This window comes from Streptomyces sp. NPDC049627 (genome assembly GCF_044465645.1).
Lineage (GTDB): Bacteria > Actinomycetota > Actinomycetes > Streptomycetales > Streptomycetaceae > Streptomyces.
In genome coordinates, this window is record NZ_JBITLW010000002.1 from 190,881 (window position 1) to 206,252 (window position 15,372).

Annotated in this window: 14 protein-coding genes, 1 tRNA gene and 1 pseudogene; 7 read left to right on the forward strand and 9 right to left on the reverse strand. The window is 71.1% G+C overall.

Going from position 1 to position 15,372, the window contains the following annotated elements; all coding sequences use genetic code 11:
* Positions 1 to 603: 603 nt before the first annotated feature.
* The 4 genes from ACIBU0_RS05830 to ACIBU0_RS05845 all read right to left on the reverse strand — a co-directional run bounded on the left by ACIBU0_RS05830 (position 604) and on the right by ACIBU0_RS05845 (position 3,907).
* Positions 604 to 1,770: a lipid-transfer protein gene (locus ACIBU0_RS05830; protein WP_398812212.1), complete on the reverse strand. Its 1,167-nt coding sequence runs from the start codon at positions 1,768 to 1,770 to the stop codon at positions 604 to 606.
* The gene (locus ACIBU0_RS05835) at positions 1,767 to 2,237 is read right to left on the reverse strand and encodes a MaoC family dehydratase (RefSeq protein WP_398812215.1); all 471 of its coding nucleotides are present in this window, start codon (positions 2,235 to 2,237) and stop codon (positions 1,767 to 1,769) included. Before ACIBU0_RS05835 ends, ACIBU0_RS05830 begins: the two co-directional genes overlap by 4 nt.
* A complete protein-coding gene (locus tag ACIBU0_RS05840) occupies positions 2,234 to 3,190 on the reverse strand; it encodes a bifunctional MaoC family dehydratase N-terminal/OB-fold nucleic acid binding domain-containing protein (RefSeq protein WP_398812218.1) in 957 nt (318 codons plus the stop codon). Before ACIBU0_RS05840 ends, ACIBU0_RS05835 begins: the two co-directional genes overlap by 4 nt.
* A 390-nt stretch (positions 3,191 to 3,580) precedes the next feature.
* A complete protein-coding gene (locus ACIBU0_RS05845) occupies positions 3,581 to 3,907 on the reverse strand; it encodes a hypothetical protein (RefSeq protein ID WP_398812221.1) in 327 nt (108 codons plus the stop codon).
* Between the two features lie 379 nt (positions 3,908 to 4,286).
* Between ACIBU0_RS05845 and ACIBU0_RS05850 the strand changes: the two genes are divergently transcribed.
* The 4 genes and pseudogenes from ACIBU0_RS05850 to ACIBU0_RS05865 all read left to right on the forward strand — a co-directional run bounded on the left by ACIBU0_RS05850 (position 4,287) and on the right by ACIBU0_RS05865 (position 6,644).
* Positions 4,287 to 5,153 (forward strand): bifunctional DNA primase/polymerase, encoded by an 867-nt coding sequence (locus ACIBU0_RS05850; RefSeq protein WP_398812224.1) that lies wholly within the window; start codon positions 4,287 to 4,289, stop codon positions 5,151 to 5,153.
* A gap of 197 nt (positions 5,154 to 5,350) precedes the next feature.
* Positions 5,351 to 5,785, forward strand: coding sequence for a hypothetical protein (locus ACIBU0_RS05855; protein WP_398812228.1), 435 nt, complete (start codon positions 5,351 to 5,353; stop codon positions 5,783 to 5,785).
* 9 nt (positions 5,786 to 5,794) lie between these two features.
* Positions 5,795 to 6,251, forward strand: a pseudogene (locus tag ACIBU0_RS05860) (DinB family protein).
* A 24-nt stretch (positions 6,252 to 6,275) separates the two neighbouring features.
* Complete coding sequence (locus ACIBU0_RS05865) at positions 6,276 to 6,644, forward strand: amphi-Trp domain-containing protein (RefSeq protein ID WP_398812231.1); 369 nt, start codon at positions 6,276 to 6,278, stop codon at positions 6,642 to 6,644.
* Between the two features lie 367 nt (positions 6,645 to 7,011).
* On the opposite strand, the gene ACIBU0_RS05870 is transcribed toward ACIBU0_RS05865, so the two are convergent.
* The 3 genes from ACIBU0_RS05870 to ACIBU0_RS05880 all read right to left on the reverse strand — a co-directional run bounded on the left by ACIBU0_RS05870 (position 7,012) and on the right by ACIBU0_RS05880 (position 10,591).
* Positions 7,012 to 7,096 (reverse strand) — tRNA-Ser (locus ACIBU0_RS05870).
* 99 nt (positions 7,097 to 7,195) lie between these two features.
* Entirely contained in the window at positions 7,196 to 8,764 is a 1,569-nt protein-coding gene (locus ACIBU0_RS05875; RefSeq protein WP_398812234.1) for a serine/threonine-protein kinase, read from the reverse strand.
* Positions 8,765 to 9,070: 306 nt separating this feature from the next.
* Positions 9,071 to 10,591 (reverse strand): trypsin-like peptidase domain-containing protein, encoded by a 1,521-nt coding sequence (locus tag ACIBU0_RS05880; protein WP_398812237.1) that lies wholly within the window; start codon positions 10,589 to 10,591, stop codon positions 9,071 to 9,073.
* A 276-nt stretch (positions 10,592 to 10,867) separates the two neighbouring features.
* Between ACIBU0_RS05880 and ACIBU0_RS05885 the strand changes: the two genes are divergently transcribed.
* From ACIBU0_RS05885 to ACIBU0_RS05895, 3 genes are all read left to right on the forward strand, one after another.
* Positions 10,868 to 11,695 carry a glycerophosphodiester phosphodiesterase gene (locus ACIBU0_RS05885; RefSeq protein ID WP_398812239.1) on the forward strand — a complete coding sequence of 276 codons (828 nt, stop codon included), beginning with the start codon at positions 10,868 to 10,870 and terminating at the stop codon, positions 11,693 to 11,695.
* A gap of 185 nt (positions 11,696 to 11,880) precedes the next feature.
* On the forward strand, positions 11,881 to 12,519 hold the full coding sequence (locus tag ACIBU0_RS05890; RefSeq protein WP_398812242.1) for an ATP-binding protein: 639 nt from the start codon (positions 11,881 to 11,883) through the stop codon (positions 12,517 to 12,519).
* Between the two features lie 117 nt (positions 12,520 to 12,636).
* Positions 12,637 to 13,626, forward strand: a complete 990-nt coding sequence (locus ACIBU0_RS05895; protein ID WP_398812245.1) for a DUF5926 family protein — start codon at positions 12,637 to 12,639, stop codon at positions 13,624 to 13,626.
* 243 nt (positions 13,627 to 13,869) lie between these two features.
* Here ACIBU0_RS05895 and ACIBU0_RS05900 read toward each other — a convergent pair whose 3' ends face one another.
* On the reverse strand, positions 13,870 to 14,499 hold the full coding sequence (locus ACIBU0_RS05900; RefSeq protein ID WP_398812248.1) for a hypothetical protein: 630 nt from the start codon (positions 14,497 to 14,499) through the stop codon (positions 13,870 to 13,872).
* Positions 14,500 to 14,555: 56 nt separating this feature from the next.
* A complete protein-coding gene (locus tag ACIBU0_RS05905) occupies positions 14,556 to 15,215 on the reverse strand; it encodes a bifunctional DNA primase/polymerase (RefSeq protein WP_398812251.1) in 660 nt (219 codons plus the stop codon).
* Positions 15,216 to 15,372 lie beyond the last annotated feature (157 nt).

The window sequence follows — 15,372 nt, forward strand, 5'->3', positions numbered from 1 at the left end:
CCGGGGCCCTCGCGGGCTGCAGGCCGGGGGCACTCGCGGGCTGCAGGCCGGGGGCACTCGCGGGCGGCGGGCCACGGGCGCGCGTCGGCGGCGGGCCAGGGGACGGGGCGCGCGTCGGCGGCAAGCCAGGGGACGGGGCGCGCGTCGGCGGCAAGCCAGGGGACGGGGCGCGCGTCGGCGGCAAGCCAGGTGCACTCGCGGGCTGCAGGCCGGGGGACTCATGGGCGGCAGGCCACGGGCGCCCGTCGGCGGCAAGCCGCGGGACGGGGTGGAGGACCCTTCGGCGGCGACTCCGGGGCGAGTCGGGCCCGTCGGTGGCAAACCCCGTGTGGGTCGGGGGACCCGTAGGCGGCGAAGCACGGCCGGGTCGGGTCCCCCCTCGTCAGCGACTCCGGCGCGAGTCGCGACACCCCTCGGTGGCAAACCCCGGCGCGAGTCGCGGGACCCGTCGGCATCAAACCCCGACGCGGGCCAGCGCATCCCTCGGCATCAAACCCCGACGCGGACCGACGTACCCTCCGCAGCAAACCCCGACGCGGACCGACGTACCCCTCCGCAGCAAACCCGACGCGAGTCACGCATCAGCAGCAACGCCGGGTCAGGTCACGCGTCCGTGGCAAGGATCAGACCCGACGTCGGCACCCCCGTACCGGCCGTCACCAGCACCCGCTCCGCCCCGGGTATCTGGTTCACGGACGTCCCCCGCACCTGCCTCACCCCTTCCGCGATTCCGTTCATCCCGTGCAGATACGCCTCCCCGAGCTGCCCCCCGTGCGTGTTGAGCGGCAGCTGCTGCTCGGCCACGAAGTCCCCGGCCTCCCCCTTTCCGCAGAACCCGAACTCCTCCAGCTGCATCACCACGAACGGCGTGAAGTGGTCGTACAGAATTCCGACGTCGATCTCCTCCGGCCCCAGCCCCGCCGTCCGCCACAGCTGCCGCGCCACCACGCCCATCTCCGGCAGCCCGGTGAGGTCGTCCCGGTAGAAGCTCGTCATCTGCTCCTGCCCTCGGCCGGCGCCCTGGGCCGCCGCCGCGATGACGGCCGGGGGGTGGGGCAGGTCACGGGCCCGCTCGACGGTCGTGACGACGAGCGCCTGGCCGCCGTCCGTCTCCTGGCAGCAGTCCAGCAGTCGCAGCGGCTCGACGATCCAGCGCGAGGCCGCGTGGTCGGCGAGGGTGATGGGTCTGCCGTGGAAGTACGCGGCAGGGTTCGTCGCCGCGTACTTGCGGTCCGTCACCGCCACATGCCCGAACACCTCCGGCGTCAGCCCGTACGTGTACAGATACCGCTGGGCCGCCATCGCCACCCAGGATGCGGGCGTGAGCAGCCCGAACGGCAGCGACCAGCCGAGCGCCACGCCCTCCGCCGACGGCTCCCGGTGCTGCACTCCCGAGCCGAAGCGCCGCCCCGACCGCTCGTTGAACGCCCGATAGCAGACCACCACCTCCGCCACCCCCGTCGCCACGGCGAGCGCCGCCTGCTGGACGGTCGCGCAGGCCGCGCCGCCGCCGTAGTGGACGCGGGAGAAGAAGGACAGCTCGCCCATCCCGCAGGCCTGGGCCACGGTGATCTCCGGGCTGGTGTCCATCGTGAACGTCACCATCCCGTCCACGTCCCCCGGCGTGAGCCCCGCGTCGTCCAGCGCGGCCCGCACCGCCTCCACGGCCAGCCGAAGCTCACTGCGTCCCGAGTCCTTGGAGAACTCGGTGGCCCCGACACCGACGATCGCCGCCCGCCCGGCCAGGGCGTCCCGCTCGCGCACGCTCATGCCGGACCCTCCGACGGCACCGTCCCCTGACCCTCCGGCGGCACCATGCCCGTGGTCTGCGACGGCACCGTGCCCGTGGTCGCCGTGACCGGCACGGTGACCGTCACCGTGCCGGTCACATGTCTGCCGATGCCGTTGGCCCCGACCACCCGTACCGTCGCCGTGTCACCGTCGACGTCCTCGACCGTGCCGCTCAACACCATGGTGTCCCCCGGGTAGTTGGGCGCCCCGAGTCGGATGGCCACTCTGCGCAGTACGGCCGTCGGTCCGAAGTGGTCGGTGATGTAGCGGCCGACCAGGCCGTTCGTGGTCAGGATGTTCATGAAGATGTCGGGGGACCCCTTATCGCGGGCCAACTCCGCGTCGTGGTGCACGTCCTGGTAGTCACGCGAAGCGAGGGCGCCGGCGACGATCAGCGTGCGGGTGATCGGGATCTCCAGCGGGGGCAGTTCCTCTCCGGCGTTCATGCGGCCTCCTCCCGCGCACGGAAGACCGGCAGCACCGACTCGTCGTCGTACACCTGGAATTCGAGCCGCACCGGCATGCCGATCCGCACCTTGTCGTACGGCACGCCCACGACGTTGCTGATCATCCGTACCCCCTCCGCCAGTTCGACGAGTACGACCGCGTAAGGAGGGTCGAAGGCGGGGAAGGGCGGGTGGTGCATCACGACGTACGAATAGACCGTCCCCTCGCCGCTCGCCTCGACCGTGTCCCACTCCAGGCCGCCGCAGGCGTTGCAGCCCGGCAGCCAGGGGTGGCGCAGGGTGCCGCAGTCGGTGCAGCGCTGGATGAGCAGGCTGCGGCGCCGGACGCCTTCCCAGAAGCCGGCGTTGTCACGGTTGACGACAGGGCGGGGGCGCGGTGGTCTCTGCCGCCGGTCCGGCTGCTGCTGCTCGGCGCGGCGTCCGGGCGTGTATTTGAGGATGCGGAAGCGGTGGGTGCCCGCGAGGTCGGTGCCGACGTGGATGTCCGTGCGGGTCGTGACGAAGTACCCCGTGCCGAGCTTGGTCGTCTTCCGCTCCGACACCGACTCGATCACCGAGTCGAAGGTGATCTCGTCCCCGGGCCGCAGGGGCCGTAGGTACTCCTGCTCGCAGTCGGTGGCGACGACCGAGGTGCAGCCCGCCTCGTCGAGCAGGCCGAGCAGTTCGTCGTACGCGTGCGTGCGTCCCGAATGGCCGGAGAGGCCGCCCATGGTCCACGCCTGGAGCATGGTGGGCGGTGCCATGGCGTCCGGTCCGGAGTACGCCGGGTTGGTGTCGCCCATCGCCTCGCACCAGTGCCGGATCATGGGCGCGTTGACGGCGTCCTTGCCGGCGCGGGCGACCGCGGCCGGTTCGCCCTCGTAGGCCTTCAGCCTCGCCTCGAGCGCGTCGCCCGTCGCCACCTCGTGACTCGCCCCCGGCTCGTAGCTCACCGTCGCCCCCTCGTCCTCACCGGCCTCGTCGCCCCACGGCGCATCGCACTGACACTTCTGGTACACCGCAGCCGCCGATCCGGTTCCCACTGCTTCCCGGATTCCCACGAGTTCCCCATGACGTCCGACGGCGTCCCACGAGGTCCCCGGACTTCCTGGAACTTCTACGGAGTGCGGCGGTCGGCGAGGCCGCGGAGCCCCACGAAGGTTTCTGACTGTCCGTCAGATACGACTCACTGTCAAGGCCGCCAAGAGCGCCTGCGGCAACGCCGAAACGCCTGCGCGGCGGCACCGAAGTACCGCCGCGCAGACGCGTTACACCCCAAGAGCACACCCGAGAGACATTCGAGGGGGCCGGTGCGTGAGCACCGGGGCACCGGCCCCCTCAGCTCACCACCAGAGCGGCGTGAAGTTGACGGCCGCGTTGTCGTCGCCCTGGTTGAGGGCCGTGAAGGCGGAGCCGTTGACCTGGGCGGTGTTGCTCTGGTTCGAGGCGCCGGAGCCGGTCGCCTGCTGCTGGGTGGTGGACGCGGTGCCGTAGTTGTCGCCGCCGACCCCGCTGCCCAAGATGCCCTGGACGGTGTTCGTTACGGCCGCGCTGGATCCGTCGTCCGCGATGGCACCGTTGTCCGCCGCGGCGACGCCGGCCAACAGGGCGGCGGCGAGCGGGAGGGCGGAGACGGCTGCGATGACGCGGGCGGTACGGATGCTTGCCATGTTGTTCCTCCAGAACAGGTGCGTCCAGGCTCCCCAGCCGGACGCATAGGTGGTGCGTGAAGTACTGCCGATCCCAAGGCAGTTGGCCGACCGCCCCGGAGTCCTGCACGACGTCGCGAGATCAGAGTTGCCCACCGAATCCCTGGCGAACCACCCTGGAAGTCGCTATTCGCCCTCAAGCGTGATGACAAGTCGATAAACCCCTTTCACCACACCAAACCCCGCAGACGATGACAGTGCAGACAGCTCCACCCCAAGCCCCACAAGCGGTGAAGCGTTCCTGCTCACTTCCGGCCAATCTCCGCGGACCGGCGCGTCGACCGGCGGGGCGCACCCATTTCCCCTTTCCTTTTTCGAACACTCGTACGAACATAGAGGCATGGCCACCACCGACCGGCAGGCCACGACGCTGGCCCTCGCACACGCCCTGTCAGCCGCCGAGCGCGGACTGGCCGTCATCCCCCTGTCCCGGACGAAGCTCCCGGCCCTGCGCTCTCCCCACCGCGACGACCCCGATCCCAAGCCCTGCCACGGCGAATGCGGCCGCGTCGGGCACGGGGTCTACGACGCCTCCACCGACCCCGCCCGCATCCGCGAACTCTTCGCGGCCGCCCCCTGGGCGACGGGCTACGGCATCGCGTGCGGCCTGCCTCCCCACAACCTCATCGGCATCGACCTCGACACCAAGTCCGGTACGGACTCCTCGGCCGCCCTGCGCGAACTGGCGCTGCGCCACCTGTTCACGATTCCGCCCACGGTGGTCGTCCTGACCCCCAGCGGCGGCCGCCACCTCTGGCTGACCGGCCCGCCCGACGTCGTCGTCCCCAACTCGGCGGGCCGCCTCGCACCCGGCATCGACATCCGGGGCGCCGGCGGCTACCTCGTCGGCCCCGGCTCCCGTACCGACCACGGCGTCTACAGCACCGCACCCGGCACCTCCCACATCGCCCCCGCGCCCTGCCCGCGCGCCCTCCTGCGCCTTCTGCTCCCTCCACCCCGCATGCACCACCCCACGCCCCCGGCCACCGGCGGCCACGGCCAGGGACTCGTCCAGTTCGTGCTCGCCGCGCACGAGGGCCAACGCAACACCCGTCTGTTCTGGGCGGCCTGCCGCGCCTACGAGGACGGCATCGGCCCCGCCCTCGTCGAACCCCTCGTCGAGGCGGCCCTCAACACGGGCCTGACCGAACGTGAAGCCCGGGCGACCATCGGGTCGGCGGCGCGGATGACGGGGCACCGGCCCTGACGGACGGCGACGTCGGGCGGGTCTTGCATCCCGGCGGGCTCAAATCCGGCGGGCTCTGCGTCCGGCGGGCTCTGCGTCCGGCGGGCTCTGCGTCCGGCGGGCTCTGCGTCCGGCGGGCTCTGCGTCCGGCGGGCTCTGCGTCCGACAGCCTTGAAATGCACGGGAGCTCGATGCACCACCGCCCTAGAGTGCCGACCATGTCGCTGACCCGCATCGTCCTCACATCCGGCCGCTCGCTGTACCTCTCCGAGCTGCGGATGTCCTCGGCGTACGGCGGAATGCTGGAGGGCTACCCCTGCAAGCCGGTGAACGACAAGAAGATCAAGGGCCTCGTCCGCGACGCGGCCGAGCTGACCCACTCCTCCGTTCCGGTCCACCTCGTCCCGCCGCCGCGCGAGTATCCCGACCAGTACGCGGGCGCGTTCGGCCCGGTCGAGGTGCTTCCGGCGGTGGCCTGCGTCGGCGTCTTCCACTCCACCGCCCTGGACGCCGACCACGACCCCGTCCTCTACCGCTCCGCCCTCACGGTCATCTGGTTTCAGCCCACCCCGCACGTGCCGTCCGGCTGCGACGCGGAGGAGGCGCTGCGGGAGGTTCCGTGGGAGGAGTTGGCGCGGGACCACGAGCTCTAGGGTCGACCGATGAGCGTTTCGCGACCTGAGCTGATGCGCTGGCGATTCGATCTGACCTGGTCGTTGTTCGGGTACCACCTCGACCGGCTCCGGCCCGAGGACTTCCTGTGGGAACCGGTGCCGCACTGCTGGATGCTGGTGGTGGAGCGTGGCCACCGCCCCTTTGCGAGGCCGCCCGCCACGGCAGCGGACCGACGTGACCTGGCCCGGCGACGGGACCGCGACCATCGCCTGGCTGCGCGACCTGCGCGCCGACTGGCTGGTGGCGCTGGACCGGCTCGACGACACGGACCTGGATGCCACCGCGCCGTTCCCCTGGCCGGACGACCCGCAGTACACCGTCGCCCACATGATCGGCTGGGTGAACGCCGAGCTGATGAAGAACACCGCGGAGATCGGGCAGCTGCGGCTGCTGCGCGCCCAGGAGCCGGGGCGCACAATTGGTACCAAAATGAGCGTTATCTGATATTCACGCTGGATCGGAGACGTCATGAAGGACCTCAAGCTCGAGCAGAAGCGCTCGCTGTCACGTCTTGAGGCCGCTGATCAGCTGGAGGCGCTCGCGGCCGCGCTCAGGCAGGGCGGGGAAGCCGAACTGGAAATCGACCCCTGGAAGCTGAGCTTGCGGATCCCCGCCGATCTTCGCAGCGAGATCGAGCTCGAAGTCAGTGACAGGGAGATCGAGCTGGAGATCGAGTTCAAGTGGCCGACCGGAGCGGCTGCACCGGCCGAGTCGGCCGAGTCGGCGGCAGAGGAAGAGCCGGCTGCGGGCAGGCGGAAGGGAGCGTCTGCCGCTCCGGGGCGCACTCGCAGCAGCGGCGGACGAACCGCCAAGCGGACTGTCGCGAAGAAGCCGTGAGCCAAGAGAGCTGTGAGGGATTTGAACCCACGGTGACTCGCGCCACGCCCCTTTTCGAGATCTCTCGGCGGCACCGGTTCCAAGCGCACCACGCAGGTCGGACGCTTGCAGCGGACCTAAGCCGGACCATGGACTTCTTCCGGAGATGCGGCCACCAGGGATAGCGGCGGTCTGGTGCGATTCTGGGAGCTGACCCGCCAGGCTTCGGGACGGGGCCGGCGGAAGCCGCGGGTCTTCTCTGCGGTGGCGGCTTTGATGCTCGCCGGGCTGCTCACCGTCCAGATATGGCCAGTCGGCGTGCTCCCTGCGGACAACGCTCACGAGAACGGCCCCTGACCGAGTTACCTGGTCAGGGGCCGTTCACCTGCGGTGGGTGTGGGATTTGAACCCACGGTGACTCGCGCCACGACGGTTTTCAAGACCGTTCCCTTAGGCCGCTCGGGCAACCCACCTCGGCCCCGGCCCACCTGGGGCGGAGCGGGTACAGCGTACCGGCACCGCGCGTTGCGCGGGGTTCGTGGTCCGGATGGGCGGTGAGGGCCGGCCTGGCGTCAGGTGTCGTCGCCCAGGCGGACGCCGTTGACGGCGGTGTCAAAGGCGGGGCGGTACTCGTGCCATTGCTCGTCCGGGGCGGAGAGGTAGATCACGTACTGGGTGCCGTCGGTGCTCGCGAAGGCCAGCTCCGCCGCCCGGTACTTGCGTGCCCGGCCGTCGAAGGTGAACTCCCAGTACCCGGCAGGGCGTCCCCGGAAGGTCGTCTCGGCCATCCGCACCCGTTCGTAGCCGGGATTGTCGCGGGCAGTCTGGTCCTCCTCCGTTTCGCGCCAGTGCTGCAGCGGGTCGCTGCCGGCGAACTCGATGACGTTGACCCTCAGGCCCACAAGTTCCGACGGGTCGATGTAGGCGATCTCGCCGCCCCGCAACGTCGTCCTGGTCCAGCCGTCCCGCACGGGCACGGAGATGCCGGTATCAGGCTTTGCGAGGTGGTATCCCGCGGGCACCGGCGGCACGGTGGGGCTGGTCGGGGAGGGAGTGGACGGGGAGGATGAGGAGGACGTGGAGGAATCGGATCCGGACGCGCTCGTACGGGAGGCGTCGGTCCTGCCGTTCAGCCACCACACCGCACCGCCCGCCAGACAGGCGACGAGGGTCACCGCCACGGCCGACCACACCACGGTGCGGCGGCGGTTGCCGCCGCTCCCGCGGCCGGTGGGGGCGAGGGTGTCGACACGGTCCGGCCGTGTGGGCGGATCGAGACGCGCGGTGCGTGTGCCGGTCAGGTCGCCCAGGCGGCGTTCGACCTCGTGTACGTCCATGCGCTGTCCGGGGTCCTTGACGAGCAGGCCCTCGATCACGGGAGTCAGGTCCCCGGCGTTGCGCGGGGGGTCGTACGGATCCGTCGCGATGGCGTACGCGGTTTCGATCGGCGTGTGCCGGCGGAACGGGTCCCGTCCCTCGACCGCCTGGTACAGCGTCGCCCCCAGGGCCCACAGGTCACTGGCGGGGCCGGTCTCGGGATGCGCGCCCCTGAGCCGTTCGGGGGCCAGATAGCTGATGGAGCCGATCAACTCACCGGGCTTGGTCAGCGACGACGTGCCCGACTCCATGGCGATCCCGAAGTCGGTGAGGACGATCCGTCCGTCGTCACCCAGCAGGACGTTAGCGGGTTTGACGTCCCGGTGCAGGACACCGGCGCCGTGCGCGGCGCGCAGGGCGGCGGTCATGGCGCGGCCGATGCGGGCGGCTTCCTCGGGAGGCAGCGCACCCCGCCGCTTCACCACGTCGCTCAGCGTGACCGAGGGTATGTACTCCATGACGATGCAGGGCACGCCCTCGTCGTCGAGCACGTCGTGCACGACGATCACATTGGGGTGGGTGATCCGCGCGGCGCTGCGGGCCTCGCGGCGGGTGCGCTCGTAGAGCGTGCGGACCTCGTCGTCCTGCAGATGCGGCGGGATGCGCAGTTTCTTCACGGCGACCTGGCGGCCGAGCAGCTTGTCCTCGGCACGCCAGACGGTGCCCATGCCGCCGCTGCCCACCCGCTCCACCAGCAGGTACCGGCCCGCGACGAGCCGCCCCAGATCGGTCACCGCGAGACCGTCCCCTTCTCTGCTTCCCATTCGCGGCTCTGCTTCCCATTCGCGAACAGCCGAGGTCGAGAAGGCACGATAGCCCATCCGAACGTATGGCCACGGTCGCCGCCCGGTCGGCAACTCCCGCCGCACACCGCGCACTCCGCGCCCTGGCGAACAACTCCCTGGCCGTCCGCCCATGCCGTCGCCTTGGCAACCGAATCCGCGAACGGCGCTTTCCGGCGGGGAGGACGCGTTTCGTCGCGTCCTGGTTCCCGGCTCTGCGGCAAAAGGGCACGCGCGCGTGGCGTCGGCTCTTGTCGGAGCCGGGCCTGCGCGCGCGTGCCCGTGGCGTCAGCTGTCGCCCGTGCGGGAACCCAGGGTGAGTTCGACCGTGTGGGTCTTGCCGTCCCGTTCGTAGGTGATCGTGACCTTGTCGCCGGGCTGGTGGGTCCAGATCTCGCCGATCAGGGTGGGGCCGGAGTCGATCACCGTGTCGTCGAGCTTGGTGATGACGTCGCCGGGCTTGAGGCCGGCCTTGGCGGCGGGGCCGCCCGGCTCGACCGGCTCCGCGCTGCTGGTGCCCTGGTCGACGATCTTGGCGCCGTCGGAGGTGTCCTCCGTGGAGACGGAGGCGCCGATCTTGGCGTAGACCGGCTCACCGGTCTTGATCAGCTGCTCGGCGACGTACTTGGCCTGGTTGACCGGGATGGCGAAGCCGAGGCCGATCGAGCCGGCCTGGCCGGTGCCGCCCAGGCCGTTGGCGGCCGACTGGATCGCGGAGTTGATGCCGATGACGTTGCCCTGGGCGTCGAGCAGCGGGCCGCCGGAGTTGCCCGGGTTGATCGAGGCGTCCGTCTGCAGGGCGCTCATGTACGAGGAACTGCTGCCGCTGCCGTCGCTGGAGGCCACGGGGCGGTTCTTGGCGCTGATGATGCCCGTCGTGACGGTGTTGGACAGGCCGAAGGGAGCGCCGATCGCGATCGTCGAGTCGCCGACCGCCACCTTGTCGGAGTCGCCCAGCGTCAGCGGCCGGAGGTCCGACGGGGCGTTCTTGAGCTTGATGACCGCCACGTCGTAGCCCTGCGCGTGACCGACGACCTCGGCGTCGTACTTCTTGCCGTTCGGGAAGGTCGCCGTGAGCTTGCCGCCGTCGACCGCGTCGGCCACCACATGGTTGTTGGTGAGGATGTGGCCTTCCTTGTCGAAGACGAAGCCGGTGCCCGTGCCGCCCTCGCCGCTGTTGCTCTCGGCCTGGATCGTGACGGTGCTGGGCAGCGCCTTGGCGGCCACGCCCGCGACGGTGCCGGGGTCGCGCTTGAACGAGCCGCCGCTGTCGGAGGCGGAGACGGTCGTCGACGAGGTGGTGTCGTCGTTCTTGGCCAGGGTGTAACCGAGGCCGCCGCCCAGGCCGCCCGCGACCAGCGCGGCGATGAGGACCGCTGCGAGCAGACCACCCCGCCCGCGGCCGGACTTGGGCGCCGGCTGCTGGTACGTGGCACCCCAGCCGGCACCGGGGCCGCCCGCCCCGGCACCACCCGCACCGGCAGCGGCGCCGACGCTCCCTGCGGCGGCGCCGTTTTCGGCGTACGGCGGTGTGCCGGGCGGCGGCGGGGGCGGCCAGGAGGCGTCGGGAGCCGAGCTCTGGGGGGCGGGTGGCTGAGCTCCGTTCGAGGCCGCCGGGGCGGTGTACGGCTGGGTGCCGTCGGAGTTCGCCGGGGCGCTGTCCGGCACCGGCGGGAGCGGAGCGGTCGGGGCGGCATCACCCTCGGGCGCCGGATGCTCCTGGGAGGCAGGAGCAGCGGGAGCATCCACCGGCACGGGGGGTGCGGACGGGGCCGGGGGTACCGCGGCGCCCTCGTTCTCGGTGCTCACAGCTTCTCTCCTCGATCCACGGCTGTTGTCTTCGGTCGCACGGTCACGCCCGTTCACGCTGGCCAGTACTTGTCGGCGGTCGGTGCGCTTCAGCTGTGCATGCCATTTATGTATGCCGTCAGCTTTTCCCACGGGCCGTCAGAGCACCATAAGCGGTCGCTGTGGGTCCACGGCCAATCCTTATATTGCTCATGTGAGACTAAACGGGCAGAATCCGAGTGCCCCCGAGACTCCTCCGCTCGCACGTCTACCCCGGTGCGGTGGCACCATGACGCGGTGACCCACGTACGGCAGCACCAGACGCAAGTCGTCGCCCATCGCGGAGCCTCCGAAGACGCTCCCGAGCACACCCTGGCCGCGTACAAGAAGGCGATCGAGGACGGCGCGGACGCCCTCGAGTGCGATGTACGCCTCACCGCGGACGGCCATCTCGTCTGCGTCCACGACCGCCGCGTCAACCGTACGTCCAACGGCCGGGGCGCGGTCTCGGCACTGGAGCTCGCCGAGCTCGCCGCCCTGGACTTCGGCTCCCGGAAGAACCGCGACCCGTGGAAGAACCGGAGCGAGGAGCCCGACTGGGAGTTCCGGCCGGAGGATCCCGAGGACACGTCCGTGCTCACGCTGGAGCGGCTGCTGGAGCTCGTCGCCGACGCGGGGCGGCGGGTGGAGATGGCGATCGAGACCAAGCACCCGACGCGCTGGGCGGGGCAGGTCGAGGAGCGGCTGCTGCACCTGCTGAAGCGGTTCGGGCTGGACACCCCCGCCTCCGCCGCCGAGTCACCGGTGCGCGTCATGAGCTTCTCGGCGCGCTCACTGCATCGCGTGCGTGCCGCCTCGCCGACGCTGCCGACGGTCTATCTGATGCAGTTCGTCTCGCCGCGACTGCGGGACGGCCGACTGCCCGCGGGCGTCCATGTCGCCGGGCCCTCGATCAGGATCGTGCGCAATCACCCGGCGTACGTGGAGCGCCTGAAGCGAGCCGGTCACCAGGTGCACGTGTGGACCGTGAACGAGCCCCAGGACGTCGACCTCTGCGTCGAACTGGGCGTCGACGCCATCATCACCAACCGCCCGCGCGCGGTGCTGGACCAGCTCGGCCGCTGACACGCGCGCGTGCGGACGCAAACCGGACGCCCCCAATCCTCCAAAACCTCTTCAATCCCTGCACAACCTATTGACCCCCGAGCCTCATCAGCCTCATCCTCCACTCTCGGCCACACCGACGAATTCCAGCCATCTCGATTACAGGGAGTGCTCCGGCGCGTTCGGTCCGTATTCGATCGTTGCGAGTGCGTCACCGGACATTGATTGGCCGGTTTCCGGTACAGGCCAATGGGGCATCCACACCGTGGCGTGGGGCAAAGGAGGTCTCGGGGGTGGCGTTGGTGGTGGCACAGGAGGTGCCCACGTCGTCGAGCATGGCCGTACCCCATGGCCCTGCGGGCGTGGGGGAAGCGAGACACCGTATGCGCTCGCAGTTGCGCAGGGGTGGCGTGTCGGAATCGGTCATCGACGATGCCGTATTGATTCTTTCCGAACTCTTGAGCAACGCGTGCAAACACGGCCGGCCGCTGGGCGACGCACTGTCCGGGGACGGTGACGTCCGGGCCGCATGGCGCGTGGACGCGAGCGGCAGGCTCACCGTCGAGGTGACGGACGGAGGCGGGCCCACCCGCCCTGCTCCGGCCACGCCCTCGGTCACCGCACACGGCGGCCGCGGGCTGAACATCATCACCGCCCTGGCCGACGACTGGGGCGTACGGGACGACGCCCGCGGCGAGGTCACGGTCTGGGTCGTGGTCCACGGCGACGTTCATGATCCGGACGCCGGGCACCGCCGCGACGACTTCGCTACGCGCGTCGCGGCGCCGTCGGTGGCCGCGATACCCGGCCTCGACTTCGCGGACGCCTTCGACGACCTGGACTGACAGCCCTCCTCCGCTCCCGGCACGACCCGTGGGTTGTCCACAGGCTCCCGTCGGTCATGGCCTGAACGGCTAGGCTCGCGCCCGTACAGGACGAGCCGTACCCGGGAGACACCCACGATGGCCAAGAAGCGACCCCAGACCAAGGCCAAGCGCCCGCAGACCAGCGACGGGGCCCGCGCCGTAGGCGCTAATGGAGAGGTTCCGGTTGTCGGCGCGCGCGAGCCCTGCCCCTGCGGCAGCGGCCGGCGCTACAAGGCCTGTCACGGCCGGGCCGCCGCGCAGGCGGTGACCGAACTGGTGCAGCGCCCGTTCGAGGGGCTTCCGGGCGAGTGCGACTGGGTGGCCCTGCGCGAGCTGGTGCCCGCCGCCACCGTCGAGCTGACCCTGAAGGGCGGCCTTCCCGAGGGCGTCCCGTCGGTCACCCTCGCCACCGTCCTTCCGATGGCCTGGCCCGCCCTGCGCCGCGACGACGGCTCGGTCCTGCTCGGCCTGCAGAACGACACGGCGTCGGGCGACATCAGCCGCGACCTCGCCGACACGCTCCAGCAGGCGCTCGCCGCGCAGCCCGGCAGCCCGGTCCAGGGCCGCCGCGCGCCGGCCGACGGTCCGCGACTGCAGGATCTGCTCGACCCCGAAGGCGCGTTCGAGCCAGTTGTGCACACGGGCTTCGAGTTCTGGGTCCCGGACGCGGAGAACGCCACTCCGGAGGTGGCCGCCTCCCTGGAGCGGGCCAACGCCGCGGCCATCCCGACCGTCCGGCTGACCGGCGTGGACGCCGCCTACTGGTGCCGGACGCCGGAGAAGAACCACCTGCGCTGGGTCATGCCGCACCCCGAGGAGCAGCTTCTGGACGCTCTCGCACGGCTGCACGCGGCGGGCCGGTCGAACCTCGGCGAGGGCACCCGCCTCGTCGGTTCCTTCCGTGCTCACGGCCTCACCGTGCCGGTCTGGGACCTGCCGAGCGAGGTCGGCGCGGAGGACGTGGAGAAGCCGGCGGCCGAGTTCGCCGAGCGCCTCGCCACGGCCCTGGCCACGGACGCTCCGCTCACCGCGGACGAGCGCCGCGCACGGGGCGGCCTGACCAATCGGCAGGTCACGCTCAGCTGAGGCGGGCCGCGGAGATCGGGTCCGGCTGACCGGCCGTTCAGCCGGACCGGCCGTCGCAGGAGGGGTGAATCCCCTCACAACTCCCCTGCGGAGCAAGGGAGTCCGTGACTGGAAACCCCGGATCGAATTTGCGAACCGCCGATCTCTTGTTACCGTTCCAATAGCCCGGTTGCTGGTGCATCCCCCGTCGCCAGCAACCGGGTCTTTCCATGTGCGCAGCCCTTTACGGAACGGCGTCGCGTGTCAACTGCCCGTAGAGGCCCCGGAGTTGTCCGGCACCGAGTTGCTCGCGGAGCGCAGCAGCAGCGGACCGTCCCCGGCACGCCCGGCGAACTCCGCGACCGCCGTGTAGGCGTCGAGGCTCCCCCGGGTGCGCTGCCGGGGCGTCTCGCACGTCCCGGGCTCGTCCTCGACGCCCCCGGCGCAGCGCATCTGCACCGTGCGCCCACCCGGCCCCATGAGGCTCAGTACGGAGTCCAGCGCGCCGCCGGTCGCATTGCGGAAGTAGGTGCGCGCCCAGGTGTCCTCGCCCTGGGTGAGGACACAGGTCTGCGCCTCGATGCCCTCGGGAGAGGTGAGCTCGGGGCCGCAGCGGGCGGCGGTGGCCAGGCCGAGACCGAGCAGCAGCGGGGCGTCACCGGGCTCGGCGGAGGGCCCCTTGGCATCGGCGGCGGGGTCGGCGGTGGGGGAGGGACGCACGGAAGGGCGCGCGGCCTTGCGCGACGTATGGCCGAGGGTGCGTTCCTCCTCGCCCACCGGTCCTGCGGACGCCACGGCAAGCGGCAGCGCGACCGCGCCCACCACGACGCCGATGAGGGCGAACAAACGGATGTTTCCTGAGCCTGGACGGCGTGTCTCAGCGTGACGCGGCATATACCGGAAGATAACGACCACGCGTGCGTGCGCCGTTCCGCGCACGCCGGACACCCCTACAACTCGGGGGCGCTCACACCCGTACGAGTGAGGGCCTCGACCACGGCGTCGACGACCGCCTCCACATCGGGCACCCACGGGGAGGCCGAGCCGGGCAGCGGGGCGCGCTGCCAGCTGATGGCGCCCTGGCCGGTCTCGGAGGGCGGCAGAGCGATGTAGCCGCCCTCGCCGTGGAAGCGGAGGGAGCCGGGGACGAAGTCCTTGGCGTAGAGCAGCTCGCCGAGCTGCTCCATGGAGTACGGCTTGACCAGGATCGACCAGCGGGCGGGCGAGGCGACGACCGGGCCGAGGCGCATGCCCATCCGGTCGAGCGCGGTGAGGGCGTGGGCGGCCGGCAGGGCGGGGAGGCTGACCGCGCAGGGCGCCTGGCCCCCGGTGGCGAGGATGATCGGGGCCGCGGGCCGGTTGGTCCACCACCAGCGCACCATGCGCTCGTCGGTGGTCGCCGCGAGGAGGCCGGGATCGAAGGGGTGGGCGCCGGGCACCGTGCACTCCGGGTCGGGGCAGCCGCAGCGGGAGTGCCCCTGCGGGTGCGTCGTCACGCCCGGGAGTACGGGCCAGCGCCATTCCGTCGCGAAGGTCAGGGCCGCGCTGATCAACTCAGGCTTCCCGTCACTGCGCAGGAGCCTGCGTCGCCTTCCGAGGATCTCGCGCATGAGCGCTCGTTCCTTTCCGTTGCACCGCTGGCAACACCGTGGGCCACATCACACCATGTGTCGATCACTTCACTGTGCGTACCTGTTGGCGCATCACACCCCTGCCATGGGCAAGGGAAACCCCTATGGGCCGAGCGTGGGCTGCTTCCGCGGCAGC

Excerpts from the sequence above, each read along its gene's own strand:
- ACIBU0_RS05830 (WP_398812212.1), bottom strand. The coding sequence starts at position 1,770 with ATGAGCGTGCGCGAGCGGGACGCCCTGGCCGGGCGGGCGGCGATCGTC.
- ACIBU0_RS05875 (WP_398812234.1), bottom strand. The coding sequence starts at position 8,764 with ATGGGAAGCAGAGAAGGGGACGGTCTCGCGGTGACCGATCTGGGGCGG.
- ACIBU0_RS05850 (WP_398812224.1), top strand. The coding sequence starts at position 4,287 with ATGGCCACCACCGACCGGCAGGCCACGACGCTGGCCCTCGCACACGCC.
- ACIBU0_RS05845 (WP_398812221.1), bottom strand. The coding sequence starts at position 3,907 with ATGGCAAGCATCCGTACCGCCCGCGTCATCGCAGCCGTCTCCGCCCTC.
- ACIBU0_RS05835 (WP_398812215.1), bottom strand. The coding sequence starts at position 2,237 with ATGAACGCCGGAGAGGAACTGCCCCCGCTGGAGATCCCGATCACCCGC.
- ACIBU0_RS05905 (WP_398812251.1), bottom strand. The coding sequence starts at position 15,215 with ATGCGCGAGATCCTCGGAAGGCGACGCAGGCTCCTGCGCAGTGACGGG.
- ACIBU0_RS05855 (WP_398812228.1), top strand. The coding sequence starts at position 5,351 with ATGTCGCTGACCCGCATCGTCCTCACATCCGGCCGCTCGCTGTACCTC.
- ACIBU0_RS05895 (WP_398812245.1), top strand. The coding sequence starts at position 12,637 with ATGGCCAAGAAGCGACCCCAGACCAAGGCCAAGCGCCCGCAGACCAGC.
- ACIBU0_RS05900 (WP_398812248.1), bottom strand. The coding sequence starts at position 14,499 with ATGCCGCGTCACGCTGAGACACGCCGTCCAGGCTCAGGAAACATCCGT.
- ACIBU0_RS05865 (WP_398812231.1), top strand. The coding sequence starts at position 6,276 with ATGAAGGACCTCAAGCTCGAGCAGAAGCGCTCGCTGTCACGTCTTGAG.